The sequence below is a fragment of the Streptomyces sp. OfavH-34-F genome, assembly GCF_022347745.1.
Classification (GTDB): Bacteria; Actinomycetota; Actinomycetes; order Streptomycetales; family Streptomycetaceae; genus Streptomyces.
Genome location: NZ_JAKRGC010000068.1, coordinates 1 through 25723, shown reverse-complemented (window position 1 = coordinate 25723; position 25723 = coordinate 1). Strand labels below are relative to the sequence as shown.

Below are 25723 nucleotides of genomic sequence, written 5' to 3'. Positions count from 1 at the left end.
CGCGGGGCCGCCGAGCGGGCGGCGGCCTGCCTCGGCGACTACGGCATCGCGGCGGACGTGGTCGCCGGTGCGAGCGGCCGGCCCCTCATCCAGGTGGTCGGCGGCAACGATCCGGAGCGCGTCCGGGGCACCGGCTGCGCGCTCGACGCGCTGGACGCGCCCACCGCCACCGAGCGCAAGGCGCTCAAGGCCCTCAACCAGCTGGCCGACGCCTGTCTGGAGCGCCAGGGGCGCGACGGCGTCCAGCTGAAGCTCGGGGTGTCCTGGGGGCAGGCGGCGCAGCCGGTTCCGGCGGAGGCGGTGCCGGTGCCCGCCGCGGCGGTGCCCACCCTGCCGCCGACCGCCGTCCCGAGCGACGTGCCGAGCGTCGTTCCCCGGGCCGAGCCGTCCCCGGTGCCGAGCACCGTGCCGGGCCCGGCCGACGAGCGGACGGCCGTCACCAGCGAGGACGACCGGGCCGTCGCCTCCTGCGTGGGCGCGGCCCGCCGGGAGCAGCTCGGTTCGTACGTCGCCTCGCCCGCGCTGCTGTTCATCGGCGATCCGGGCGGCGCCACGGTGCCGGGCTTCGACCTCTCGCCGGAGAACACCGCGCGGATCGCGGGCGCGGCGGCCCTCGTGCTGGCGCTCACGGTGGGCGCCTCGGTGCTCGTCGGGGCCCGGCTCGTACGCCCGCTGCGGGATCTGACGGGGGCCGCGCAGCGGATGCGGGACGGGGAGGACACCGCGCCGGTGGTGGTGGCCGCGGACAACGAGATCGGGCGGCTGGCCGCCGCGTTCAACGACATGTCGGCGCACCGCGCGCGGCTGGAGGCCCAGCGCAAGGCGATGGTGAGCGACGTCGCCCACGAGCTGCGCACCCCGCTCAGCAACATCCGGGGCTGGCTGGAGGCGGCGCAGGACGGGGTCGCCGACCCGGACCCGGAGTTCATCGCGTTCCTGCACACGGAGGCGGTCCAGCTCCAGCACATCATCGACGACCTCCGGGACCTGGCGCAGGCCGACGCGGACGCGCTGCGGCTGCACCCGGAGCCGGTCCGGATCGCGGAGCTGCTGGGGCAGGTCGCCGCCGCGCACCAGGCGCGGGCCGACGCGGCGGGCGTGGCGCTGAGCGTGCTGCCGCCGCCGGCGGACCGGCCGCCGCCCCCGCTGACGGCCGATCCGGTGCGGCTGCGGCAGGCGGTGGGCAATCTGGTGTCCAACGCGGTGCGGCACACCCCGGCGGGCGGCGCGGTGACGCTGCGGCCGTACGGCTCCGAGGACGGGGACGCGGTGCTGGTGGACGTCGCCGACACGGGTAGCGGCATCCCGGCGGAGGACCTCGCCCGGGTCTTCGACCGGTTCTGGCGGGGGGAGAAGTCCCGCAACCGCCGTACCGGCGGCAGCGGCCTCGGGCTGGCGATCGTCCGCAAGCTCGTGGAGGCGCACGGCGGTACGGCCACGGCGGTGAGCACCCCGGGCGAGGGCTCGGTGTTCACACTCCGGCTGCCGGCCGGAGCGCGGGCGGGGACGGAAGGCGGTCCGGGCGACGATCCTGATGCGATGAACACAACGATCTGACAGCTTCCTCACACCTGGGCGCGAGCCTGTCCGCACGCCTCGCGCCGCGGTGCGCACCCGCACCGCGGCCGCTCCCTGAGGCTTTTACGGATCGGAGCCCCGCCCATGCCCCTGCGCACCACCCTGCGTACCGCCCTGCTGGCCGCCGTCGCGGCCGGTGCGGTGTGCGTCCCGGCCACCTCGGCCTTCGCCGACTCCACCCCGTCGCCCGCGCCGAGCGGGCGGTCGGCGGAGCCGTCGGTCGTCCCGTCCCCCGAGCCGACGCTCCCGCCGTCGGACGCGCCGTCCACCGTGCCCTCGGCAGTGCCCTCCGAGGCGCCGCGCGGGGGTGTCGCGGCCGGTGAGCACCCGGCCGGCTCCTCGGACGACCACACCGCGGCGATCGCGGGCTCCGCGGCCGGCGCGCTGCTGCTGGCCGGCGCCGGGACGGTCGTCCTGCGCCGCCGTACCGCCGCCCGCCGCGACGGCTGACCCGTCCCGCAGCCGATGAACGCAGTGGCGCCGCCCGTTCGCCCGGGCGGCGCCACTGCCGTACGCACGATCCTGGAGCCCTTTCGCATGCCCCACACCCACCGCGCCCTGCCGGTCGCCGCACTGGCCCTCGCCGCACTCGCCGCCCTCACCGGCTGCTCCGGTGACGACCCCGCCCCGGCAGCGGCGGCGAAGAAGCCCAAGACGACCGCAGAGGCCCCCGCCCACCGCCCGGCCGCCGCCCGGCCCCCCACCCGTGTCTCGATCCCGTCCCTGGGCGTGGACTCCGCCGTCATGCGCCTGGGCCTCAACCCGGACCGCACGGTCGAGGTGCCCCCGGCCGACCGGGGCATGACGACCGGCTGGTACACCGGCAGCGCCGTCCCCGGCGAACCCGGCGCCGCGGTCCTGATCGGCCACAACGACACCCGCTACGGGCGGGCCGTCTTCCACGACCTGAAGAAGATCGCCCGGGGCGCCGACGTCGTCGTGCGCGACGCGGGCGGCAAGGAGATCCACTTCGAGGTCACGGCCAGGGAGACGGTCCGCAAGGACGACTTCCCCACCGCCCGCGTCTACGGCCGCACCACGGAACGCGTCCTGCGCCTGATCACCTGCGACGGCGGCTTCGACGCGGACGGCCACCCGGTGGACAACCTCATCGTGTACGCGAAGCGGACCTGACGGGCCGCTCGCTCAGCCCCGGGCCCGGAGCTTCGCCAGCCGCTGCCGCCGCGCCTCGTACAGCACGATCGAGGCCGCGTTCGAGGCGTTGAGGGAGCTGGCGGAGCCCGTCATCGGGATGCCGACCACATGGTCGCAGTGCTCGCGCCAGGCGTTGCTCAGGCCGGCCGTCTCGTTGCCGATGAGGAGCAGGACGGGCCGGGTCAGGTCGAACTCGGAGGCGTCGCACTCGCCGTCCTCGTCGGTGCCGACGACGAGGACGGGGCGGCCCCGGCCGCGCTCGGCGTCCAGCCACTGGACGACCTCGCGGTGCGAGGGGGTGCGGACGACGGGGAGGGCGAAGAAGGAGCCGGTGCTCGCGCGGACCGCCTTCGGGTCGTACGGGTCGGCGGCGTGGCCCGTGACGACGAGGCCGCGGGCGCCGAAGGCGTCGGCGGAGCGGACGATGCTGCCGATGTTGCCGGGCTGCGTCGGGCGGTCGAAGACGAGGCCGAGGAAGTCGTCGTCGACCCGGATGCGGGACAGGTCGTCCGGCTCCATCCCGACCACGGCCAGCACCTCCGGGGCGCCCTCGGTCTTCTCGCTCAGCTCCGCGAGCAGGTCGGGGGCCATCGCGATGCGCTCCGCGGCGGTCCCCCGCATCAGCTCCTCCGCCCAGCGGGACAGCGGGCGGCTCGCGTCGTACAGGAGGCTGCGGATGGTCCAGCCGTGTTCGACGGCCATGGTGACCGGCCGGACCCCCTGGACGATGAACTCACGGGCCCGCCCCCGCTTGGTCCGGTTGGTGAGCAGCGTCTGGAACTGCTGAAAGCGGGCGTTGCGGGTCGTGATCCGCTGCACAGCCACCGGTGGGTCCTCCAGGGGTCGTCGCTCGTCCGGCGGCGGCAGGGGCTGCCCCGGAAACCAGAAATTCCCACGGTTCGCGAAGAACCGTGGGAACTGGATGAGTGTCCGAGGGGGGACTTGAACCCCCACGCCCGATAAAGGGCACTAGCACCTCAAGCTAGCGCGTCTGCCATTCCGCCACCCGGACCAGGTGATCCGCCCCGGTCTCCCGCGGCGACAAAGAAAACAATACCAGGGGTTCGGGGTGCCTCTCACCTGCGTATCCGGTGGCCGGACGGGGGGCGGCGGGTCGGCGGCGGGGTCCACCGGCCGGGAGGCGCGGCGGGTTACTTTCCCCTCCATGAGAGATCGCGGCCCCCGTCCGCCCCGCGTCCTGTCACCGCTGCGCGAACACCTGCGCGAGACGTTCTGGTTCGCGCCCGCGCTGACGCTCGTCTGCGCGTGCGTGCTGTGGTTCGCCGCCGCGGCGGTGGACGACCAGCTGGTGTCGTACCTGCGCGAGGAGCGGGCGTACGACGACATCCAGGACCTGGCGTCGGTGGCCGAGGACACCCAGCAGATCGTCGTCACGGTCAGCTCGGCGATGATGACCTTCATCGGTGTGGTCTTCAGCATCTCGCTGGTCGCGGTGCAGATGGCGAGCGGTCAGCTCACCCCCCGCGTGGTGCGGATCTTCGTCCGCAGCCGGATCAGCAAGCTCACCCTGTCGGTGTTCCTGGCGACGTTCGTGTTCTCGCTGCTCGTGCTCAGCTCGTACGAGAGCGAGACCGACCCGCGCCGGGTCACCTCGCTGCCGTTCGTGCAGAGCGTGCTGACCGCCCTGCTCGTCGGGCTCAGCCTGCTGCTGTTCATCGGCTACGTCAGCTCCACGCTGCGCCTGATGCAGGTCGGCCCGGTCCTCGACCGCATCACCCGGGACACCTTCCGGGTGCTGGGCCGGATGCCGGCGGCGCGCCCGGCCGGGGAACCGCTGCCCGCCGAGACGGCGCAGATCCTGTACGCGGGGCGGGCCGGGGTCCTGAGGGACGTCAACGTGGCGCGGCTGGTGCACGCCGCCCGCCGCCAGGGCGTGGTGCTGCGGCTGATCCCCCGGGTCGGGGACTTCGTGGTGCCGGGGACGCCGGTGCTGGCCGTGCACGGCGGGGCGGAGCCGCCCCGGCGCACCCTGCGCTACACGGTCTCGGTGGGCGTGCAGCGCACCCCGCACCTGGACCTGGCGTTCGGGCTGCGCCAGTTGTCGGACATCGCGCTGCGGGCGCTGTCCGACGCGGTGAACGACCCGACGACGGCCGTGCAGTGCCTGGACCGGATCGTGCAGTTCCTGGCGGCCGCGGTGCGGCTGCCGCTGGGCACGGTGCACCACCGGGACCGGACGGGCGCGGTGCGGCTGGTGCAGGAGGTGCCGTCCTGGGAGAACCTGGTGGACCTCGGGTTCGAGGAGGTGCGGCGGTGCGCGGTGCCCGCCCCGCAGGTGACGCGGCGGCTGCTGGCCGGGATCGACGACCTGGTGCGGCTGGCCGGGCCGGAGCGGCGGGGGCCGCTGGTCCGGCACCGCGCGCTGCTGGTGCAGGGCGTGCAGCGGGCGGTGCCGGACGCGGCCGAGCGCGCGTTCTCGCTGTGCCCCGACCGGCAGGGCATCGGCTGAACCGGTGGCCGGCGGCCCCGGGCGGCCGGCCCCTCACTCCCCGCCGCCGAACGCCGCGTCGAAGGAGGCGGCCGGCGGAGGGAAGTCGTACCGCTTGAGGGCGGTCAGCGCCTCGGGCGCGCCCGTGAGGCGGTCCATGCCGGCGTCCTCCCACTCCACCGACACGGGCCCCGCGTAGCCGATGGACCGCAGCATCCGGAAGACGTCCTCCCAGGGCACGTCCCCGTGGCCGGCCGAGACGAAGTCCCAGCCCCGGCGCGGGTCGCCCCAGGGCAGGTGCGAGCCGAGCCGGCCGTTGCGGCCGTCGAGGCGCTTGCGGGCCTCCTTGCAGTCCACGTGGTAGATCCGGTCCCGGAAGTCGTAGAGGAAGCCGACCGGGTCGAGGTCCTGCCACACGAAGTGGCTCGGGTCGAAGTTGAGGCCGAAGGCGGGCCGGTGGTCCACGGCCTCCAGCGCCCGGTGCGTGGTCCAGTAGTCGTAGGCGATCTCGCCGGGGTGCACTTCGTGGGCGAAGCGGACGCCCTCCGCGTCGAACACGTCGAGCACGGGGTTCCAGCGCTCGGCGAAGTCCTGGTAGCCGCGCTCGATCATGTGCGGCGGGACCGGCGGGAACATCGCGACCAGGTGCCAGATGGAGGAGCCGGTGAAGCCGATGACGGTGTCCACGCCGAACGCGGCAGCGGCCCGCGCGGTGTCCGCCATCTCCGCGGCGGCCCGCCGTCGCACGCCCTCCGGCTCCCCGTCGCCCCAGATGCGGGCGGGCAGGATGCCCCGGTGGCGTTCGTCGATGGGGTGGTCGCAGACGGCCTGGCCGACGAGGTGGTTGGAGATCGCCCAGCACTTCAGGCCGTACCGGTCGAGCAGGGCCCGGCGGCCGTCCAGGTAGGCGGGGTCGGCGAGGGCCTTGTCCACCTCGAAGTGGTCGCCCCAGCAGGCGAGTTCGAGTCCGTCGTAGCCGAAGTCGCGGGCGTGCCGGCAGACCTCCTCCAGGGGGAGGTCGGCCCACTGCCCGGTGAAGAGGGTGAAGGGTCGGGGCATGCGCGGGTCTCCTTATCGGGGCACGGGGGTCAGGACGCAGTGGTGTGCGGCGCTCTCCTCGACCGCCGCCAGCACCCGCTGCACCTGGAGGCCGTCCGCGAACGACGGCACCGGCGGGGCGCCGTCCGCGAGGGCGCACACCACGTCGCGGGCCTGGTGGACGAAGGTGTGCTCGTAGCCGAGGGCGTGGCCCGGCGGCCACCACGCCTCCAGGTAGGGGTGTTCGGGTTCGGTGACCAGGACGCGCCGGAAGCCGGCCGTGGCGGCGGGTTCGGTGTGGTCGTGGAAGGAGAGTTCGTTGAGCCGTTCCAGGTCGAAGGCGAGCGAGCCGCGCTCCCCGTTGATCTCCAGCCGCAGGGCGTTCTTGCGGCCCGCCGCCATCCGGGTCACCTCGAAGGACGCCAGGGCGCCGGAGGCGAGCCGGCCGGTGAACAGGGCCGCGTCGTCCACCGTGACGGGGCCCGTCCCGCCGGCCGCCGCCCCGCCGCCGAGTCCCGCGGCCGGTCCGGCGGGCCGGGGGCGTTCGCGTACGAAGGTCTCGGTCAGCGCCGACACGGCCACCAGCGGCTCCCCGGTCAGGAACTGGGCGAGGTCCACGACGTGCGCGCCGAGGTCGCCGAGGGCGCCGGAGCCCGCGCGGGCCCGGTCGAGCCGCCAGGTGAGCGGGGAGGCGGGGTCGGTGAGCCAGTCCTGGAGGTAGACGGCGCGGATGTGGCGCAGGGTGCCGAGGCGGCCGTCGGCGACGAGCCGGCGGGCGTGGGCGAGGGCCGGCACCCTGCGGTAGTTGAAGCCGGTGAAGGCCGCGCCGCCCCGCGCGGCGGCGCGTTCGGCCGCCGCCGTCATGGCCTCCGCCTCGGCGACGGTGTTGGCGAGCGGCTTCTCGCACAGCACGTGCTTCCCGGCCTCCAGGGCGGCGACGGCGATCTCCGCGTGGCTGTCGCCGGGGGTGCAGATGTCCACGAGCTGGACGTCGTCGCGGGCGATGAGGGCGCGCCAGTCGGTCTCGGCGGCGGCCCAGCCGTGGCGGCCGGCCGCCGCCTCGACGGCCGCGCGGTCGCGTCCGCAGATCGCGGCGAGGGCCGGCCGCATCGGCAGGTCGAAGACGTGTCCGGCGGTGCGCCACCCCTGTGAGTGGGCGGCGCCCATGAACGCGTAGCCGACCATGCCGATGCCGAGCGTGGGCGGCGCGGCCGTCCGCCACTGGGTCTGATCCCTCTGGGCCATCCGGTGCTTCCTCCTCGTGGGTGGTGCGGCGGGTGCGGCGGCGGTGCGGCTCAGTTGAAGCCCGTCGGCAGGTACTGGTCCACGTTGTCCTTGGTGACGACGGCGGAGTAGAGGGTGAGGCTGGTGGGGATCTCCAGCTCGGAGAGGCCGGACACGCCCTTGGACTGGCCGAGGGCGCGGGCGAGGTCGATGGCGGAGGCCGCCATGGTCGGCGGGTAGAGCACGGTGGCCTTGAGGACGCCGCGGTCGGCCTTGATGGCGTCCATGGCGGACTTGGCGCCGGCGCCGCCGACCATGAGGAACTCGTCGCGGCCGGCCTGTTCGATGGCGCGGAGCGCGCCCACGCCCTGGTCGTCGTCGTGGTTCCACAGGGCGTCGAACTTCTTCTGGGCCTGGAGGAGCTGGGCCATCTTGGCCTGGCCCGACTCGACGGTGAAGTCGGCGGCCTGACGGGCCACCAGCCTGACGTTGGGGTAGTTCTTCAGCGCGTCGGCGAAGCCCCGGCTGCGCTGTTTGGTCAGCTCCAGGTTGTCGAGGCCGGCCAGTTCGACGACCTTGGCGTCCTTCTTGCCCTTGAGCTGTTCGCCGATGTAGGTGCCGGCGTTGAGGCCCATGCCGTAGTTGTCGCCGCCGACCCAGCAGCGGTAGGCCTGCGGGGAGGCGAAGATCCGGTCCAGGTTGATGACGGGGATACCGGCGCGCATGGCCTCCAGGCCGACCTGGGTGAGGGCCTTGCCGTCGGCGGGCAGCACGACCAGGACGTCGACCTTCTTGTTGATGAGGGTCTTGACCTGGCCGATCTGGGCGGCGGTGTCGTTGGAGCCCTCGGTGGTCTCCAGGGTCACCTCGGAGTACGTCTTGGCCCGTGCGCGGGCGTTCTCGTTGATGGCGTTGAGCCAGCCGTGGTCGGCCTGGGGTCCGGCGAAGCCGATGGTGACGGGCTTGCCCGGTGCGGTGTCGGCGGCGGGTGCCCCGCTCCGCGCGGGGGCGTCCTTGCGCTGGGGCTCGTTGCTGGTGCAGGCGGTGAGGACGGCGCCGGCGGAGACGGCCGCGGTGCCGAGGATGAGCCCTCTTCGACTGGTGTGCGGCATGGCTGTGGAACCCTTCATCCGGTGGTGGGTGCGGGGAAGCGGTCGGGCCGGGGGGTGGGTCAGGTGTCCGTGCGGGAGGTGCGGCCCTGGACGAGGACGGCGGCGACGATGATCGCGCCCTTGGCGATCTGCTGGACGTCGCTCTGCAGGTTGTTGAGCGCGAAGATGTTGGTGATCGTGGTGAAGATCAGGACGCCGAGCACGGAGCCGGTGATGGTGCCGCGGCCGCCGCTGAGCAGGGTGCCGCCGATGATCGCGGCGGCGATGGCGTCGAGTTCGTAGAGGTTGCCTGCGGTGTTCTGGCCGGAGCCGGACAGGACGATCAGCATGAAGGCCGCGATGCCGCAGCACAGTCCGGACAGCAGGTAGAGGTAGAGCCGCTGCCTGCGGACGTCGATGCCGGCGAGCCGGGCGGCCTCGGCGTTGCCGCCGATGGCGACGGTGCGCCGGCCGAAGGTCGTACGGTTCAGCAGCAGCCAGCCGGCGACGGTGACGGCGGCGAAGATGAGGACGAGCGGCGGGACGCCGAGGACGTAGGAGCCGGGCAGCCCCAGGTCCAGGACCGGGGTGACGGTGACGATCTGGGTCCTGCCGTCGGTGATCATCAGGGCGAGGCCGCGCGCGGAGGCGAGCATCGCCAGCGTCGCGATGAACGGCACCACCCGCCCGTACGCGATGAGCACCCCGTTGACCAGTCCGGCGACGACGCCGACGAGCACGGCGGTGAACAGGATGCCGGCGAAGCCGTACTCCTGGGTGGCCAGGGTGCTGGCCCAGACGGAGGCGAGGGCGACCATGGCGCCGACCGAGAGGTCGATGCCGCCCGAGGTGATGACGAAGGTCACGCCGACCGTGACGACGCCGATCACCGACGCCTGGGTGAGGACGAGCTGGAGGTTGCCGGTGTCCAGGAAGGCGTCCGGTTCGGTGATGCCGCCCACGGCCACCAGCACGGCGAGGATGCCGAGCAGGGACAGGGTGTGCAGGTGCGGGTGCGGCCGCCGGGTGCGCGGCGGTGCGCCGGTCTTCGCGGCCGCGGGCGCCGGGGCCGGACCGGGCCCGCTGTGCCGCGCCGAGGGGACGGGGTGGGTCATGGCGTCGGACTCCCTTCCATCACGAGGTCGAGTACGCGGTGCTCGTCGAGGTCGGCGGCGTCGGCGGTGTGCACGACCCGCCCCTCGCGCAGGACGAGCACCCGGTCGGCGAGGCCCAGGACCTCGGGCACTTCGCTGGAGACGAGCAGGACGGCGAGCCCTTCGTCGGCCAGCCGGCGGATCACGGCGTACAGCTCGGCGCGGGCGCCGACGTCCACCCCGCGGGTCGGCTCGTCCAGGAGGAGCACCCGGCAGCCGCGCAGCAGCCAGCGGGCCAGGACCGCCTTCTGCTGGTTGCCGCCGGAGAGGGTGCGGACGGCGGTGTCGGGGTCGTCGGGGTGCAGCGAGAGGGCCCGGGTGGCCTCGCGGGCCGCCCGCCGCTCCGCCGCGCGGTCCAGCCAGCCGGCCCGGGCGTGGCGGGAAAGGGTGGCGACCGAGACGTTGCGGGTGACGGATTCGAGCATCAGCAGGGCCTGGGCCTTGCGTTCCTCGGGGGCGAGGCCGATGCCCGCGGCGACGGCGGCGCGTACGCTGCCGGGCCGCAGCGGCCGGCCCGCGACGGTGACCCGGCCGGCGGTGGGGCGGCGGGCGCCGTAGAGGGTCTCCAGGATCTCCGAGCGCCCGGAGCCGACGAGTCCGGCCAGGCCGACGATCTCGCCGGGCCGCACCGCCAGGTCGACGGGGGCGAACTCGCCCTCCCTGGCGAGCCCTTCGACGGTGAGCACGGGTTCGGGCAGGGCCCGGCGGGCGGCGGGCGGGGTGCGGGGCGGGAAGACGTACTCCACGGCGCGGCCCGTCATCAGGGCGACGATGTCGTGGGTCGGGGTGGTGTCGGCGGGCAGTCCGGCGGCGACGGCCCGGCCGTCCTTGAGGACGGTCACCCGGTCGCCGATCCGGCGGATCTCCTCCAGGCGGTGGGAGATGTAGACGACGGCGACGCCGTCGGCGGTCAGCGAGGCGATGATCCGGAAGAGGTTGCCGACCTCGTCGGGGTCGAGTGCGGCGGACGGCTCGTCCATCACGATGAGGCGTACGTCGTGGGAGAGGGCGCGGGCCATGGAGACGATCTGCTGCTGGGCGGCGGAGAGTTCGCCGACGGGCCGCGCCGGGTCGATCTCGGGGTGGCCGAGCCGGGCGAGCAGGGCGGCGGCGTCCGCGCGGGCCCGGCGGCCCCGGACGACGAAGCCGGCGCTGGTGGGCTCGTGGCCGAGGAAGACGTTCTCGGCGACGGACAGGCCCCGGACCAGGTCGAGTTCCTGGTAGATCGTGGCGATGCCGAGCCGCATCGCGGCCAGGGGCGACCGGAGGGCGGCCGGTGTGCCGCGCCAGACGATCTCGCCGTCGTCGGGCTGGTGGGCACCGGCGAGGATCTTGATGAGGGTGGACTTGCCCGCCCCGTTCTGGCCGAGGAGGCAGTGCACCTCGCCGGCCTGGACCTCCAGGTCGACGCCGTCGAGGGCGCGGACACCGGGGAAGGACTTGGTGATGCCGGACATGGTGAGCAGCGGTGGTTGCAGAGCCATGGCGAAGTTCCCCTCGGCGGGCGGGGTGCTGGGGTACGGGACCGGCCGTACGGGCGGTCCGGAAGGGCTCGGGCGCGGGTGGGGCGGGGGCGGGGCCGGGTCAGGCGGGTGAGAAGAGGTGGTCGCTGATGAGGCGGGCGGCACCGGTGACTCCGGCGACGGGCCCCAACTCGCCCAGGACGATGGGGAGGTTGCCGGTGGCCAGCGGCAGGGAGCGCCGGTAGACCTGGGCCCGGACGGCGGCCAGCAGCGTGTGGCCGAGGCCGGTCACCCCGCCGCCGATCACCACCAGGGCGGGGTTGAAGAAGCTGACGAGCCCGGCGACGACCTGGCCGACGCTGTTGCCGCCCTCGCGGATCAGGAGCAGTGAGGTGGCGTCGCCGGCGGCCGCGGCGGCGGCGACGTCCGCGGCGGTGAGCCGGCCGGACGCGACCAGCCGGGCGGCGAGTTCCGCGGACTGTCCGGCGCGGGCGGCGTCCTCGGCGTCGCGGGCCAGGGCGGCGCCGCTGAAGTGGGCTTCCAGGCAGCCCCGGTTGCCGCAGGCGCAGAGGCGGCCCTCGGGTTCGACCTGGATGTGGCCGATGTCGCCGGCGCTGCCGGTCGCGCCCCGGTGGACGGTGCCGCCGACGACGATGCCGCAGCCGATGCCCGTGCCGATCTTGACGCACAGGAAGTCGCCGACGGAACGGGCGACGCCCGCCTGCTGCTCCCCCAGGGCCATGAGGTTGACGTCGTTGTCGACCATGACGGGGCAGCCCAGTTCCTGGCTGAGTGCCTCGCGGACCGGGAAGCCGTCCCAGCCGGGCATGATCGGGGGTGCGACGGGGACGCCCTCGGGGAAGCGGACGGGTCCGGGAACCCCGATGCCGGCGCCGTCGAAGGTGTCGGCGAGTCCGGAGTCCCGGAGCTTCGCCGCCATGGACAGCACCTGTTCGAAGACGGCGACGGGCCCTTCGCGTACGTCCATGGGGTGGTTGAGGTGGCCCAGCACCTCCAGTTCCGCGTTGGTGACGGCCACGTCGACGGAGGTGGCGCCGATGTCGACGCCGAGGAAGCGCAGGTGCGGGGCGAGCCGGATGTTGTGGGAGCGGCGGCCGCCCCGCGAGGCGGCGAGTCCGTCCGCCACGACGAGGCCGGTCTCCAGCAGCCGGTCCACCTCGACGGCGAGTTTGGAGCGCGAGAGGTCCACCCGGTCGCCGAGCCGGGCCCGGGACTCGGGCCCGCCGTCGCGCAGCAGCCGGAGCAGCCGCGCCTGGTGGGCGTTGGCGGGTCGTGCGGTCATGCGTCTCACGCGCCCCTCCCGGTTCGCCGGCGGGTCCGCCGGGCTTGGGAGGGGAACGTAGCAGCGGTTGCCGGGGCTGGGAAGAAGTCGCGCGGAAATCCGTCGAACTTTCTCCACTCCGAGGACAAAGCCTCGCTCCGGCCCCGGCGGCGCCCGCTTCGAAGCGGGCGGATCACGGTCGGCGGGTCACGGGCAGCGGATGACCTGGCCCGCGTAGCTGAGGTTGCCGCCGAAGCCGAAGAGCAGGACCGGGGCGCCGCTCGGGATCTCGCCGCGCTCGACCAGCTTGGACAGGGCCATGGGGATGGAGGCGGCCGAGGTGTTGCCGGAGTCGACGACGTCGCGGGCGACGACGGCGTTGACCGCGCCGATCCGGCGGGCGACGGGTTCGATGATCCGCAGGTTGGCCTGGTGCAGGACGACGCCGGCCAGGTCCTCCGGGGTGAGGCCCGCCCGCTCGCACACCTGCCGGGCGATGGGGGGCAGCTGGGTGGTGGCCCAGCGGTAGACCGACTGGCCCTCCTGCGCGAACCGGGGCGGGGTGCCCTCGATGCGGACGGCGTCGCCCATGCCGGGGACCGATCCCCACAGCACGGGTCCGATGCCGGGCCGTTCGGCGTCCGCCGGGTCGGCGACGACGACCGCGGCTCCGGCGCCGTCGCCCATCAGGACGCAGGTGGAACGATCCGTCCAGTCGACGATGTCGCCCATCTTGTCGGCGCCGATGACCAGGGCGCGGGTGGCGGCACCGGCCCGCAGGGCGTGGTCGGCGGTGGCGAGGGCGTGGGTGAAGCCGGAGCACACCACGTTGATGTCCATGACCGCGGGCGAGGCCATGCCGAGGCGGGCGGCGACGCGGGCCGACATGCTGGGTGAGCGGTCGATGGCGGTGGAGGTGGCGACCAGCACCAGGTCGATGTCGGCCGGCTGGAGCCCGGCCGCGGCCAGCGCCTTGGCCGCCGCGTGCGCGGCCAGTTCGTCCACCGGCTCGTCGGGGCCGCCGATGTGGCGGGTCCGGATGCCGACGCGGCTGGTGATCCACTCGTCACTGGTGTCCACCATGGCCGCCAGGTCATGGTTGGTCAGCACCTTGGCGGGCTGGTAGTGGCCGAGTGCGACGACACGTGAGCCGGTCATGCAGGTTCCCCTCGTTCCATCTGGCTGGAACCATCCAGTCTTGGTCGCTACCGACCGGTACGGGGGCAGGTGATCCCACAGGATTACCGGCTCCGCCTTGGAGGGCCTGCGCTTGGCAAGGGCGGCGGGCGGCTCCGGTGCCACCGGTCCGGTTGCGGCGGCGCGTCCGGGGTGCGGGACAATGTGACGGTCGGGACGCCGGGCCGCAGCCCGGTCCGGTTCCGCCGGCGTCCGCCGCCCGGTGCCGCCGGACCCTCGTACGCACAGAGATCGGGTTCAACGCTCATGGGACGGGTCACCGAGCGCCGCCGCACCATCCGCATCCGGGACGGGGCCGTCTCCACCCGCCCCGACACGCTCGTCGCCGAGGAGCCGCTGGAGATCCGGCTCGGCGGCCGGCCGCTCGCCATCACCATGCGCACCCCGGGCGACGACTTCGCCCTGGCGGCCGGGTTCCTGGTCAGCGAGGGGGTGATCGGCGGGCAGGACGACGTGCGGTCGATCGTGTACTGCGCGGGTGCGACCGCCGAGGGGGTCAACACGTACAACGTGGTGGACGTCGCCCTCGCCCCGGGCGTCGAGGTCCCCGACATCACGCTGGAGCGCAACGTCTACACCACGTCGTCCTGCGGACTGTGCGGCAAGGCGAGTCTGGACGCCGTCCGCACCACCACCCGGCACCCGGTCGCCGACACTCCCCCGCTGCGGATCGACCCCGCGCTGCTGGCGGTGCTGCCGGACCGGCTGCGGGCCGCCCAGCGGGTGTTCGACCGGACCGGCGGGCTGCACGCCGCGGCGCTGTTCTCCGAGACGGGCGAGCTGGTGGACGTCCGGGAGGACGTGGGGCGGCACAACGCGGTCGACAAGCTGGTGGGCCGGGCGCTGACGGACGGGCGGCTGCCGCTGTCGCGCTCGATCCTGCTGGTGTCGGGCCGGGCCTCGTTCGAGCTGGCGCAGAAGGCGGTGATGGCCGGCATCCCCGTGCTGGCGGCCGTCTCGGCGCCCTCGTCGCTGGCCGTGGACCTGGCGGCGGAGACGGGCCTGACGCTGGTCGGCTTCCTGCGGGGGCCGTCGATGAACGTGTACGCGGGCGAGCACCGCATCGCGCTGGAGTCCGGCGAGGCCGCTTCCTGACCGTCCCCGGCCGGGCGGACGATCCCCCCGGTCCGGGCGACGAGGGGACACGGGGGGACATCCACCCCGTAACCACCCGGACCGGCAGTGATCGCAGCGTACAGATTCGGTGGAGATTCCCGCGCGAGCCGCTTACCCGGCGGTCCCAAACGCGCCCGAGCCTTGCCCATCTGGCCGGATTTCAGCTCCTGACCAGTGCGGATACCAAGCGGTACGGACCGCTCCGGCCCCTCCCGCGAAGGCGCCCGGTGGGGTAGCGTCGCGGCGCTGCGAGAAGCCCCGAGGAGCAGGTCATTGCGCGAGTTCACTGTCCCACCCATGGCGGCCGCGCCCCTCGTGGGCGGCCTCGCCGACGTGGTGTTCGACCATGCCGACACCGAGCCGCACCGGGTCGCGCTCGGCCGAAAGGATGCGGACGGGCGCTGGCAGGACGTCACGTCGGCGGCGTTCCGCGACGAGGTGCTGGCCCTGGCCAAGGGGCTCATCGCGCACGGGGTGCGGTTCGGCGACCGGGTCGCCCTGATGTCGCGGACCCGCTACGAGTGGACCCTGTTCGACTTCGCCCTGTGGGCGGTCGGCGCGCAGTCGGTCCCGGTCTACCCGACGTCCTCGGCGGAGCAGGTGCTGTGGATGCTGCACGACGCCGAGGTGTCGGCGGTGATGGTGGAGCACGAGGACCATGCGATGACGGTGGCCTCGGTCATCGACCGGCTGCCGCGGCTGAAGCGGCTGTGGCAGCTGGACGCGGGCGCGGTGGCCGAGCTGGTGGAGGCGGGCGCGCGCGTCGGGGACGACGTCGTGCACCGGCACCGGCGGGCGGTGACCCCCGAGTCGGTGGCGACAGTGGTCTACACCTCCGGCACCACGGGCCGGCCCAAGGGCTGCGTCCTCACCCACGCCAACCTCATGTTCGAGACCGACACCATGGCCTCGCGCTGGGAGCCGGTGTTCCACTCCCGGCCCGGCGACGAGGCGGCGACGCTGCTGTTCCTGCCGCTGGCGCACGTCTTCGGGCGGATGGTGGAGGTCTCCGCGATCCGGGGCCGGGTGAAGCTGGGCCACCAGCCGGAGCTGGCGGCGAAGGCCCTGATGCCGGACCTGGTCTCGTTCCGCCCCACGTTCGTCCTGGCGGTGCCGTACATCTTCGAGAAGGTCTTCGAAACCGCCCGGCGCAGGGCGGAGGCGGAGGGCAGGGCGGGGCCGTTCGAGAAGGCGGTCGACGTCGCGGTGAAGTACGCGGAGGCGATGGAGGCGCGGGCCTTCGGCACCGGTCCCGGCCCGGCGGCGGGGCTGCGGATGCAGCACCAGTTCTTCGACAAGGTGGTGTACCGCAAGGTCCGCGAGGCCATGGGCGGCCGCATCCGGCACGCCATGTCGGGCGGCTCGGGCATGGAGCGCCGGCTCGGGCTGTTCTTCGCGGGCGCCGGGATCACCGTGTACGAGGGGTACGGGCTGACCGAGACGACGGCGGCGGCCACCGCCAACCCGCCGGAGCGCACCCGCTACGGCACGGTCGGGCAGCCGATCCCCGGCACCACCGTGCACATCGCGGACGACGGCGAGGTGTGGGTGTACGGCGACCACGTCTTCGGCGGGTACCTGGGCCACCCGGAGGCCACCGCCGCGGTGCTCAACGACGGCTGGCTGGCCACCGGCGACCTGGGCTCGCTGGACGAGGACGGCTATCTGACGATCACCGGGCGGAAGAAGGAGATCCTGGTGACGTCCGGCGGCAAGAGCGTGTCGCCGGCCGCGCTGGAGGAACGGGTCCGGGCGCATCCGCTGGTGGCGCAGTGCATCGTCGTCGGCAACGACCGGCCGTTCGTCGCGGCGCTGGTGACCCTCGACCGGGAGGCCGTGGAGCACTGGCTCACGATGCGGGGGCGGACCACGCTGACGCCGGGCGAGCTGGTGCGCGACCCGGACCTGGAGATGGAGGTGCGCCGGGCGGTGGTGGCGGCGAACACCGCGGTCTCGCAGGCGGAGTCGATCCGCACCTTCCGCATCCTGGCCCACCAGTTCAGCGAGGAGCACGGGCTGCTCACGCCGTCGCTGAAGCTGAAGCGCAAGGCGATCGAGGCGGCGTACGAGGCCGAGGTGGACGCGCTGTACCGCTGAGCGGACGAAAGGGCCCGGTCCCGGGAATGCGCGGGCGCCCTTGATCGTTGTACGCGGGAGACCCACCCCACAACGTTAGGATCGTCTGCTCGTGAGCCAGGTCCCCTCCCTCACTCTCCACAACGGCGTCGAGATGCCCCAGCTCGGTTTCGGTGTCTGGCAGGTGCCGGACGACGAGGCGGCGACGGCGGTCGCCACCGCCATCGAGTCCGGGTACCGCAGCATCGACACCGCCGCGATCTACCAGAACGAGACGGGTACGGGCAAGGCCATCGCCGCCTCCGGCGTCGCCCGCGACGAGCTGTTCGTGACCACCAAGCTGTGGAACACCGAGCAGGGCTACGACTCGACGCTGCGCGCCTTCGACGCCTCCCTGGCCAAGCTGGGCCTGGACTACGTCGATCTGTACCTGATCCACTGGCCGGTCCCGGCCAAGGACGCCTACCTGGACACCTACCGCGCGTTCGAGAAGATCTACGCCGAGGGCCGGGCCAGGGCCATCGGCGTGTCGAACTTCCTCCCGGAGCACCTGGAGCGGCTGCTCGGTGAGACGTCCGTGGTGCCGGTGATCAACCAGATCGAGCTGCACCCGCAGCTCCAGCAGGCGGAGTCCCGCGCGCTGCACGCCGAGCACGGCATCCTCACCGAAGCGTGGTCGCCGCTGGGCTCCGGCAAGGGCCTGCTGGAGGTCCCGACGGTCGTCGCGGTCGCCCGCAAGCACGGCCGTACGCCCGCCCAGGCGGTGCTGCGGTGGCACATCCAGACGGGCAACGTGGTGATCCCGAAGTCCGTGACCCCGTCGCGCATCGCGGAGAACATCGACGTGTTCGACTTCGAGCTGGACGCCGACGACATGGCCGCGTTCGCCGCGCTGGACGAGGGCAAGCGGCTCGGCCCCAACCCGGGCGAGTTCAATTTCGGCGCCTGACCGCCGCGCTCCCGCCGGGCCGCCGCCCCCGCTCGATCCCGAGCCGGGGCGGCGGCTTCGTCGTGTCCGGGGTCAGGCGGCGCGCCGGCCCAGGTGCAGGGTGCGGGCCAGCAGCAGGAACACGTCGGGGCGCCGGTGCAGTCCGGCCGGGTCGCCGGGATCCACGAGCCGGTCGAGCACGGCGTTGTCCTCGGCGTCGAGGTGGTCGCGCAGCCCGTCGCGGCGGCGGGTGAAGTCGGCGACGACCTGTTCGCGCGCGGCGTCTTCGAGCGGGGCCGGCAGGTCGAGCAGGAAGCTGCGGGTGCCCTGCGGGGCGAGGCCGGCCGCGGTGAACAGGGCCGCCCAGTCCTCCACCTCGCGCCGCGCGCCGGGCAGCCCGGTGCGCATCTCCTGAAACAGCTCCGCTTCGGCGGCCTCCATCCGGGCCTCCAGGCCGGGCCGGCCGAAGCCGAGGTCGCGCGGGAGCTGCCGGGCCTGGAGCCCGCCCTCGACGAGGGCGACGGTGCCGCCGGGGCGCAGCAGCGCGCCGAGCCCGGCGAGGGCCGCGCGCTGGTCGCCCATGTGGTGCAGGGTGTTGCCGGCCCAGATCAGGTCGGCCTCGCCCAGGGCGGGGAGCTGGTCGGGGAGGGTGGCGTGCAGGGTGGTGACGCGGTCGGCGAGGCCGAGCCGGTGCGCGCGGGCGCGGGTGCGCTCCAGGAGGGCGGGGGTGCCGTCGACGGCGACGATCTCGGCGTCCGGGAAGACGCCGGCGAGCAGGCAGGTGACGACGCCGGGGCCGGCGCCGATGTCCAGGACCCGGCGGACCGCCGGGGCGGTGGGCAGGGCGGCGATCCAGCGGGCCGCCTCGGTGTACTGGCCGGCGCTGAGTTCGGCGTTCCGTTCCAGCAGCGGTGCCATGACGTCCCAGTCGGGTTCGCCGCCGGGGCCGCCGCCGTGGTGTCCGTGGGCGGATCGCTCGTGGTGGAGGCCCTGGTGGCCGTCGTGGTGGTGCCCGTGGCCGGTGTGGTTGCTCATGGTTCCAGCGTCGCCGCGCCCCGGTCCCCGCGCAAACTTCCTTGCTGTTCCGGCAAGCCGCCGCCCTTGCGGTACTCCTGGGGGCTGACGCCGCGTACGCGTTTGAAGGCGGTGCTGAACGCGAAGGCCTGGCTGTAGCCCACCTTGCGGGCCACGGCCTCGACCGTGGCGTCGGTCTCGCGCAGGAGGTCGGCGGCGAGGGCGAGGCGGCGGCCGGTGAGGTAGGCCATCGGCGGCTCCCCCACCAGTTCGGTGAACCGGCGGGCGAGGGCGGCCCGCGAGACGCCCGCTCGAGCGGCGAGCGCGGCGACGGTCCAGGGGTGGGCGGGCTCGTCGCGCAGCAGGCGCAGCGCGAGGCCGACGACCGGATCGCCCAGGGCCACGTACCAGGCGGGCGGTTCGGCGCCGGGGCGGGAGAACCAGGTACGCAGCGCGGCGACGAGCAGGAGGTCGAGAAGGCGGTCGAGAACCAGGCTCTGCCCCGGCTCGTCGCGCGCGATCTCGTCGCCCAGCAGCGTCAGGAGCGGGCCGGTGCGCCCGCCCGCGGGCAGCACGAGGAGCGGGGGCAGGGCGTCGAGGAGCCGGACGCTGATCTCGCCGTCCAGGAGGTAGGTGCCGACGAGGACGGTCGCGGAGCCGTCGGGGGCGTTGCCCCAGGTCCGTACGCCCAGTTCCATGGACTGGGACAGCGGCTCGCCGCGCAGCGTCGCGCAGGTGCCGCCGGGGCCGATGCGGGCGCGGGGTTCGGTGTCCGGGCGGCCGGCGACGGTGTACGGCTCGGGTCCGCGCGCGACGGCCAGTTCGCCGGGCCGCAGCCGCACGGGTCCGGTGTCCCCGTCGGGCACGATCCACACCTCGCCGCCGGTCGCGGCCATCAGGCAGAGCGGGGCGCGGTCCTCGATCCGTACGGACCAGGGCGGTTCCATCACCATGCGCAGGAGCAGCGCCCCGCGGGCCCGCGGACCGTCCAGCAGTTCGGCCAGTGCGTCCATGGGCGCCAGCGTAGACGCAGGCGTAGGCGGCCGAGAGTCTCGGGGATGGGACGGCCGGGGCGGCCGGGGGAACCTGGGGTCATGACGGAAGAGACGCGTGACGCGACAAGGGAATCCGCCGGCCGGGGCACGGTGCTGGTGACGAGCGGGACGGGCAGGACGGGGCGCCGGGTGGTGGAGCGGCTGGCCGCGCGGGGGGTGCCGGTGCGGGTGGGTTCGCGCCGGGGCGAGATCCCCTTCGACTGGTCGGAGCCGGCGGGCTGGGAGGCCGCGCTGAGCGGTGCCCGGGCGGCCTACATCGCCTATGTGCCGGATCTGGGGGCGCCGGCCGCGCCCGCGGCCATGACGGCGTTCGGCGAGGCGGCCCGGCGGTGCGGGGTGCGCAGGCTGGTGCTGCTGTCGGGGCGCGGGGAGCCGGCCGCGGTGGCGGCGGAGGAGGCGCTGCGCGCGGCGGCCGGGGACGCCGAACTGACGGTGGTGCGCTCGGCGTTCTTCACCCAGAACTTCAGCGAGGGCGCCCTGCTGGACGGGGTGCTCGGCGGGGAGCTGGTGTTCCCGGCGGGCGACACGGCGGAGCCGTTCGTCGACGCGGACGACCTGGCCGACGTGGTGACCGCCGCGCTGTGCGGGGAGGGCGTCGCGGGCACGGTGGTCGAGCTGACCGGGCCGCGCGCGCTGACGTTCGCGGAGGTGGCCGCGGAGATCTCCGCCGCGACGGGCCGCGAGGTCCGCTATACGGCGGTGACGGGTGAGCGGTACGCGGAGATGCTGGTGGGCTACGGCGTGCCGGCACCGGAGGCGGAGTTCCTGGCCGGGCTGTTCACGTCGCTGCTCGACGGACACAACGCGGGGGTGACGGACGGGGTGAAGCGTGCGCTGGGCTGCGACCCGAAGCCCTTCGCCCGGTACGCGGCGGAGGCGGCCCGGGACGGCTTCTGGACGGTGCGCGGCTGACCTCCGGCTGCCGGTACGGCGACTACCGGCCATCGACGCGCGTCAAGGTGGCCGAAGAAGAGGTCTAAACCAACGACGTATTGCCGTGGGGCCACCCGGGTCATAACGTGCGCTGATGGACCTGGAGTTGCGGCACCTGCGAACCGTACGTGCCATCGCCGAAACCGGCAGCCTGACCAAGGCCGCCGCCGCGCTGGGTCTCGCGCAGCCCGCGCTCAGCGCACAACTGCGACGGATCGAGAAGGCGCTCGGCGGCCCGTTGTTCGACCGGGACCACACGGGCGCCCGGGCGACCCCGCTGGGCGAACTGGTCCTGGAACGCGCCCGGGTGGTGCTGCCGGCGGTGAGCGAGCTCCAGGAGGAGGCGGTGCGGTTCGCCAACGCCACGGGTGCCATGGAGCGGTTCCGGCTGGGCGGCACCCACGGGCCGCTGCTCGGCGGCCTGGTGGACCGGCTGGCCACCGCGCACCCGGCCGCGCCGGTGTCCACGTACACCTCCTGGTCGGTGGCCGAGATCGCCTCGCAACTGGTGGACGGGCGGCTGGACTTCGCCCTGATCGGCACCTGCGGCGAGAGCGCGCCCCCGGACGCGGGGCGGCTGGAGTGGCAGGTCGTCGGCGTCGATCCGGTGTTCGTGATGCTGCCGGAGAGCCATCCGCTGGCGGACCGCGAGGAGCTGGAGCTGTCCGAGCTGTCGCGGGAGTGCTGGGCGGACGTGCCGGGGGACGGCTGCTTCGCGGACTGCTTCGTGGCGGCGTGCGCCCGCGCCGGTTTCAGCCCGGCCTCGGTGTACGAGACCGACACCACGTCCGTCGTGCACCTGGTGCAGGTGGGGCGGGCGGTCGGGCTGTGCCGGGCGACGTTCCCGCCGACGCCGGGCATGGTCACCCGGCCGGTCGCCGGGACGCCGCTGACCTGGCGCCATCTGCTGGGCTGGCACCCGCGTTCGGCCGCGGCGTCGGCGGCGGCCGGGGCGGTGAGCGGGTACACGCGCGCCGCCTACGCGGAGGCGGTGGGGCGCAGCGAGAGCTACGCGCGCTGGCTGGCCTCGCACCCCGGCTTCGGCGCCGTGGCCTGAGCCCCTAGGGCGTGTTTTGAAAGTAGCGCCGTCCGCCCGGACGCCGTCCGGCAGGCGGGACTTTCAAAACACGCCCTAGTCCGCGCCGTGGCCGGGGGCGGCCGCCGCGATCCGGGCGGCCAGGGCGAGGTCCTTGCCGGTGACCTTGCCGCCCGCGTCGTGCGAGTTCACCGCGATGCCGACGGTGTTGTAGCCGAGCGTCAGGTCGCTGTGGTGGTTCAGCTCGTCCTGGACGGCGGCGATGTGGACGGTGAACGCGGCGGCGGCGATGTGCGAGGGCAGCCGGTAGGTGCGGGTGATGCGGTCGCCGTCCAGCGACCACCCGGGCAGTTCGCGCAGCCCTTCCTCGATCTCCTGCGGCGACAGCGGTGCGGCGGGCATGGGCGGCTCCCTCGTGGATGGTGGTCGACGCGGGTGACGTTACGGTCTGGGTATGACGACTGTCGCGCTCGACACGGGGGTAGGGCCGCTGCTGCGCAGCTGGCGGGAACGGCGGCGGATCAGCCAGCTGGAGCTGGCGCTGCGGGCCGGCTCCTCCGCCCGGCACATCTCGTTCATCGAGACGGGGCGCGCCCGCCCCAGTGAGGAGATGGTGCTGCGCCTCGCCGAGCACCTGGAGGTGCCGGTCAGGGAACGCAACGCCCTGCTGGTGATGGCGGGTTACGCCCCGCACTACACGGAGACCGCACTCGACGACCCGGCGATGGGGGCGCTGCGGGACGGCCTGGACCGGCTGCTGCGGGGCTACGACCCGTATCCGGCGTTCGTGGTGGACGGCACGTACACCGTGGTGGCCGCCAACCAGGGGATGACCCGGCTGCTCGACGGTGTGCCGGACCGTCTGCTGGCGCCGCCGCTGAACGCCATGCGCCTCACCCTGCACCCGGAGGGGCTGGCCCCGCGCATCCGGAACCTGCGCGCGTGGCGGGCGGACCTGCTGGCCCAGATGGAGCGCCAGATCGCGCTGGTGCGCTCGGCGGAGCTGCGCGCGCTGTACGAGGAGGTGGCGGGCTACCCGCTGCCGCCGGGCGCGGACCGGGAGGAGGGGCGGCCGGCCGGCCCTTCGGTGCCGTTCGCGCTGCCGCTGGTCATCGAGCACGACGGGCGGGTGCTGTCGTTCGTCGCGTCGATCGCCACGTTCAACACGCCGATGGACGTGACGGTGGCGGAGCTGGCCGTCGAGACGCTGCTGCCGGCCGATGCGGAGACCGGCGCGTATCTGCGGTCGCTGGTGCTCTGAAACCGGGCGGGGCCCGGGTCTCCCGTGCCGGAAGGGGCACGGGAGACCCGGACGGCCGCGCGGGCTGGGGCGTGTTTTGAAAGGAGCGCCGTCCGCCCGGCGGGAACACGCCCTAGACCCGTGCGCCGTTGTCCAGCGGGTCGCGGCGGCCCGAGCCCTGGCGGGCGCGCGGGGCGCGGGTGCGGGCGGGCGGCGGGACCTTGCTGGTGCGCTCCAGGAGGAGCGCCGCCGGCACGGCGGTCATCACCGAAGAGTATGTCCCGACGACGATGCCGATGAGCAGGGCGAGCGCGAAGTCCTCCAGCGAGTCACCGCCGAGGACGGCGAGCGCGACGAGGATGAACAGGGCGCCCATACCGGTGTTCACCGTGCGGGGCACGGTCTGGATGATCGCCTGGTTCGCCACGTCGGGCAGGGGCTTCTTGCGGGCCTTCGCCCACAGCTCCCGGACCCGGTCGAAGACCACCACCGAGTCGTTGACGGAGTACCCGATGACGGTGAGCAGGGCCGCCAGGAAGATGCCGTCGACGGTCCGCCCCATCCAGGCGAACGCCCCGGTCAGGATGATCACGTCGTGCACCAGCGCCCCCACCGAGCCCAGGGCGAACGTCCAGCGGAACCGGAACGCCAGATAGGCGAGCTGGACGAGCACGGCGATGCCGAGGGCGATCAGGGCGTTGCGCCGCAGTTCGTCGCCGAGGCTGGGGCCGATCAGCTCGTCCCGGACCTTGGTCGTCTCGCCGCCCTCGGCGGCCAGCGCGGACCGCAGCGCGTGTTCCTCGTTGTTGTCGAGGTCCTTGGTGCGTACGGAGATGTCGCCGGCCCCGGCGGTGGTCACCTCGGCGTCCCCGAACCCGGCGCCCGCCAGCGCGGTGCGGGCGGTCTCGACGTCCACGGGGCGGCTGGTGGAGTACTCGACGAGGCGTCCGCCGGTGAACTCGACGCCGAAGTTGACGCCGCGCACCACGATGCCCGCGACGGCCACCGCGATCAGCACCGCGGAGATCGTCAGCCAGCGGCGCGGGTGGCGCATCAGGTGCGGGTCGCGCCGGGCGAGCCAGGTGCGGACCCGGCCCGGGATGCCGATGCCGTTGACGCCCCGGTAGTCGGCGACGAACCGGGAGCGGGACGCGATCTCGGTGAGGGCGCGGGCGACGACGAGCGCGGAGAACATCGACGCCAGCACACCGATGGCGAGCGTGACCCCGAAGCCCTTGACGGGGCCGGAGCCGAGGAAGAACAGCAGGCCGGCGGCGATGAGCGTCGTCACGTTGGAGTCGGCGACGGCGCTCCAGGCGCCCTTGAACCCGGCGGCGAGCGAGGCGCGCAGCGAGGAGGACTTGCCGGGGCGGGCGGCGAACTCCTCTCTGGCCCGTTCGAAGACGAGCACGTTCGCGTCGACGGCCATGCCGATGGCCAGCACGAACCCGGCGAGCCCCGGCAGGGTGAGCGTGACCCCCAGGCCGACGAGGGCGGCGTAGGAGATGAGGCCGTAGGCGGCCAGCGCGACGGCGGCCAGCGCCCCGAACAGGCGGTAGATGACGATGATGAACAGGGCCGTGGCGGACGCGCCGATCAGGGCGGCCCGGGCGCTGGCGTCGATGGCGGCGGCACCGAGCGTCGGGCCGACCGTCCGCTGCTCCACGATCTCGACGGGCACCGGCAGGGCGCCGCCCTCGATCAGGAGGGCGAGTTCGCGGGCCTCGTCGGCGCTGAACGAGCCGGTGATCTGGGTGGACCCGGAGGGCAGGCCCGTGCCGCAGGAGACGGACGGCGAGACCTGCGGCGAGGAGATCACCTTCTCGTCCAGGACGATGGCGACGCGGCGCCGCTCGTCCTGGACCGGGTTGCAGGCCGCCTCACCGGTCAGCTTGGTCCACTTGCGGCCGGCGTCCTTGTGGAAGTCGAGGGAGACCGTCCAGCCGGCGCCCTGCTGGGCGTCGAAGGACGCCTTCGCCTCCTTGACGCCCGCGCCCGAGAGCGCGACGGGGCCGAGGGCGAGCGGCCGGCCGTCCTCGTCGGGCAGGTTCAGCTCCTTGCCGCCCTTGCCCTTCTCCTTGTCCTTGCCCTTGTCCTTCTCGCCCTCGGCGCCTTCCGGCACGCCGGGGCCCTGGACGGGGTGGAAGGTCAGCTGGGCGGTCTTGCCGATGACCTCGGCGGCCTTGCGGGGGTCCTGGACGTCGGGCAGCTCGACGATGATCCGGGTGTCGCCGGAGCGGGTCAGCGTCGGTTCCGTCACGCCGAGCGAGTCGATGCGGCGGCGCAGCACCTCCAGGGTGCGGTCGGTGCTCTCGCGGTCGGCCTCGGCGGTCTCGGAGTCCTTGGCCTGGAGCACCATGCGGGTGCCGCCCTGGAGATCGAGGCCGAGTCTGGGTGACATGGTCAGCGTGATGAACACGGAGACGAGCAGTACGGCCGCAGCCAGAATCGCCCGCACCGTGGTGGCGCGCGTCATTGCGGGGTTTCCTCCGGGGAGCGCCGGGCGCTCCCCGGCCCCGGTCAGGACGGCGGGAACAGCACGGCGTTGTGGGTGAGCGGGACCGCGGGGCGGTCCCCGGACCGGTGGACACCGGTGCCCGGAGGGCCGCGCACGCCGGGGAGCGCCGGGCGCGGGCACGGCGTGGCGGAGGCGGGGACGGGGCGGGCGGACGAGGGGACGGGCAGCGGGAGCGG

22 protein-coding genes and 1 tRNA gene are annotated in these 25723 nt (G+C 74.1%); 10 read left to right on the top strand and 13 right to left on the bottom strand.

Annotated elements, in window-relative coordinates:
• From MHW47_RS13450 to MHW47_RS13440, 3 genes are all read left to right on the top strand, one after another.
• On the top strand, nt 1–1557 hold a 1557-nt coding region (locus MHW47_RS13450; protein WP_239223190.1), incomplete at its 5' end, for a cell wall metabolism sensor histidine kinase WalK.
• Between the two features lie 105 nt (nt 1558–1662).
• Nucleotides 1663–2028, top strand: coding sequence for a hypothetical protein (locus MHW47_RS13445; protein ID WP_239223188.1), 366 nt, complete (start codon nt 1663–1665; stop codon nt 2026–2028).
• Nucleotides 2029–2115: 87 nt separating this feature from the next.
• Nucleotides 2116–2712, top strand: coding sequence for a class F sortase (locus MHW47_RS13440; RefSeq protein ID WP_239223186.1), 597 nt, complete (start codon nt 2116–2118; stop codon nt 2710–2712).
• A gap of 12 nt (nt 2713–2724) precedes the next feature.
• Here the strand turns inward: MHW47_RS13440 and MHW47_RS13435 are convergent, their stop codons facing one another.
• Nucleotides 2725–3552, bottom strand: coding sequence for an RNA methyltransferase (locus MHW47_RS13435; RefSeq protein ID WP_239223194.1), 828 nt, complete (start codon nt 3550–3552; stop codon nt 2725–2727).
• A 108-nt stretch (nt 3553–3660) separates the two neighbouring features.
• Nucleotides 3661–3745, bottom strand: a tRNA-Leu gene (locus MHW47_RS13430).
• Between the two features lie 153 nt (nt 3746–3898).
• On the opposite strand from MHW47_RS13430, the gene MHW47_RS13425 reads away from it, so the two are divergent.
• Nucleotides 3899–5203: a DUF2254 domain-containing protein gene (locus tag MHW47_RS13425; RefSeq protein ID WP_239223185.1), complete on the top strand. Its 1305-nt coding sequence runs from the start codon at nt 3899–3901 to the stop codon at nt 5201–5203.
• A gap of 33 nt (nt 5204–5236) precedes the next feature.
• Here MHW47_RS13425 and MHW47_RS13420 read toward each other — a convergent pair whose 3' ends face one another.
• The 7 genes from MHW47_RS13420 to MHW47_RS13390 form a co-directional block, all read right to left on the bottom strand.
• Nucleotides 5237–6241 carry a sugar phosphate isomerase/epimerase gene (locus MHW47_RS13420; protein ID WP_239223183.1) on the bottom strand — a complete coding sequence of 335 codons (1005 nt, stop codon included), beginning with the start codon at nt 6239–6241 and terminating at the stop codon, nt 5237–5239.
• Nucleotides 6242–6253: 12 nt separating this feature from the next.
• A complete protein-coding gene (locus MHW47_RS13415) occupies nt 6254–7465 on the bottom strand; it encodes a Gfo/Idh/MocA family protein (RefSeq protein WP_239223182.1) in 1212 nt (403 codons plus the stop codon).
• Between the two features lie 50 nt (nt 7466–7515).
• On the bottom strand, nt 7516–8556 hold the full coding sequence (locus MHW47_RS13410; RefSeq protein WP_239223192.1) for a substrate-binding domain-containing protein: 1041 nt from the start codon (nt 8554–8556) through the stop codon (nt 7516–7518).
• A 59-nt stretch (nt 8557–8615) separates the two neighbouring features.
• Nucleotides 8616–9650 carry an ABC transporter permease gene (locus MHW47_RS13405; protein ID WP_239223180.1) on the bottom strand — a complete coding sequence of 345 codons (1035 nt, stop codon included), beginning with the start codon at nt 9648–9650 and terminating at the stop codon, nt 8616–8618.
• Nucleotides 9647–11173, bottom strand: coding sequence for a sugar ABC transporter ATP-binding protein (locus MHW47_RS13400; protein ID WP_239223178.1), 1527 nt, complete (start codon nt 11171–11173; stop codon nt 9647–9649). Before MHW47_RS13400 ends, MHW47_RS13405 begins: the two co-directional genes overlap by 4 nt.
• Before the next feature lie 100 nt (nt 11174–11273).
• Nucleotides 11274–12455: an ROK family transcriptional regulator gene (locus MHW47_RS13395; RefSeq protein ID WP_239223176.1), complete on the bottom strand. Its 1182-nt coding sequence runs from the start codon at nt 12453–12455 to the stop codon at nt 11274–11276.
• 186 nt (nt 12456–12641) lie between these two features.
• Nucleotides 12642–13592 (bottom strand): beta-ketoacyl-ACP synthase III, encoded by a 951-nt coding sequence (locus tag MHW47_RS13390; RefSeq protein ID WP_239223174.1) that lies wholly within the window; start codon nt 13590–13592, stop codon nt 12642–12644.
• A 285-nt stretch (nt 13593–13877) separates the two neighbouring features.
• Between MHW47_RS13390 and fdhD the strand changes: the two genes are divergently transcribed.
• From fdhD to MHW47_RS13375, 3 genes are all read left to right on the top strand, one after another.
• Nucleotides 13878–14726, top strand: a complete 849-nt coding sequence (gene fdhD / locus MHW47_RS13385; protein ID WP_239223172.1) for a formate dehydrogenase accessory sulfurtransferase FdhD — start codon at nt 13878–13880, stop codon at nt 14724–14726.
• A gap of 318 nt (nt 14727–15044) precedes the next feature.
• A complete protein-coding gene (locus MHW47_RS13380) occupies nt 15045–16844 on the top strand; it encodes a long-chain fatty acid--CoA ligase (protein WP_239223170.1) in 1800 nt (599 codons plus the stop codon).
• Nucleotides 16845–16935: 91 nt separating this feature from the next.
• Nucleotides 16936–17772 carry an aldo/keto reductase gene (locus MHW47_RS13375; RefSeq protein WP_239223168.1) on the top strand — a complete coding sequence of 279 codons (837 nt, stop codon included), beginning with the start codon at nt 16936–16938 and terminating at the stop codon, nt 17770–17772.
• 72 nt (nt 17773–17844) lie between these two features.
• Here the strand turns inward: MHW47_RS13375 and MHW47_RS13370 are convergent, their stop codons facing one another.
• The gene (locus MHW47_RS13370) at nt 17845–18786 is read right to left on the bottom strand and encodes a trans-aconitate 2-methyltransferase (protein ID WP_239223166.1); all 942 of its coding nucleotides are present in this window, start codon (nt 18784–18786) and stop codon (nt 17845–17847) included.
• The gene (locus tag MHW47_RS13365; RefSeq protein WP_239223164.1) at nt 18783–19778 is read right to left on the bottom strand and encodes an AraC family transcriptional regulator; all 996 of its coding nucleotides are present in this window, start codon (nt 19776–19778) and stop codon (nt 18783–18785) included. The genes MHW47_RS13370 and MHW47_RS13365 overlap by 4 nt, the downstream gene beginning before the upstream one ends.
• An 81-nt stretch (nt 19779–19859) precedes the next feature.
• Between MHW47_RS13365 and MHW47_RS13360 the strand changes: the two genes are divergently transcribed.
• Complete coding sequence (locus MHW47_RS13360; protein ID WP_239223162.1) at nt 19860–20732, top strand: NmrA family transcriptional regulator; 873 nt, start codon at nt 19860–19862, stop codon at nt 20730–20732.
• A gap of 115 nt (nt 20733–20847) precedes the next feature.
• Nucleotides 20848–21810 (top strand): LysR family transcriptional regulator, encoded by a 963-nt coding sequence (locus MHW47_RS13355; RefSeq protein ID WP_239223160.1) that lies wholly within the window; start codon nt 20848–20850, stop codon nt 21808–21810.
• 75 nt (nt 21811–21885) lie between these two features.
• Here MHW47_RS13355 and MHW47_RS13350 read toward each other — a convergent pair whose 3' ends face one another.
• The gene (locus MHW47_RS13350) at nt 21886–22191 is read right to left on the bottom strand and encodes a 4a-hydroxytetrahydrobiopterin dehydratase (RefSeq protein ID WP_239223158.1); all 306 of its coding nucleotides are present in this window, start codon (nt 22189–22191) and stop codon (nt 21886–21888) included.
• Nucleotides 22192–22243: 52 nt separating this feature from the next.
• Here MHW47_RS13350 and MHW47_RS13345 point away from each other — a divergent pair, with 52 nt between their 5' ends.
• Nucleotides 22244–23050, top strand: coding sequence for a helix-turn-helix domain-containing protein (locus MHW47_RS13345; protein WP_239223156.1), 807 nt, complete (start codon nt 22244–22246; stop codon nt 23048–23050).
• A 112-nt stretch (nt 23051–23162) separates the two neighbouring features.
• Here the strand turns inward: MHW47_RS13345 and secD are convergent, their stop codons facing one another.
• Nucleotides 23163–25505, bottom strand: coding sequence for a protein translocase subunit SecD (secD, locus tag MHW47_RS13340; protein WP_239223154.1), 2343 nt, complete (start codon nt 25503–25505; stop codon nt 23163–23165).
• Between the last annotated feature and the right edge of the window lie 218 nt (nt 25506–25723).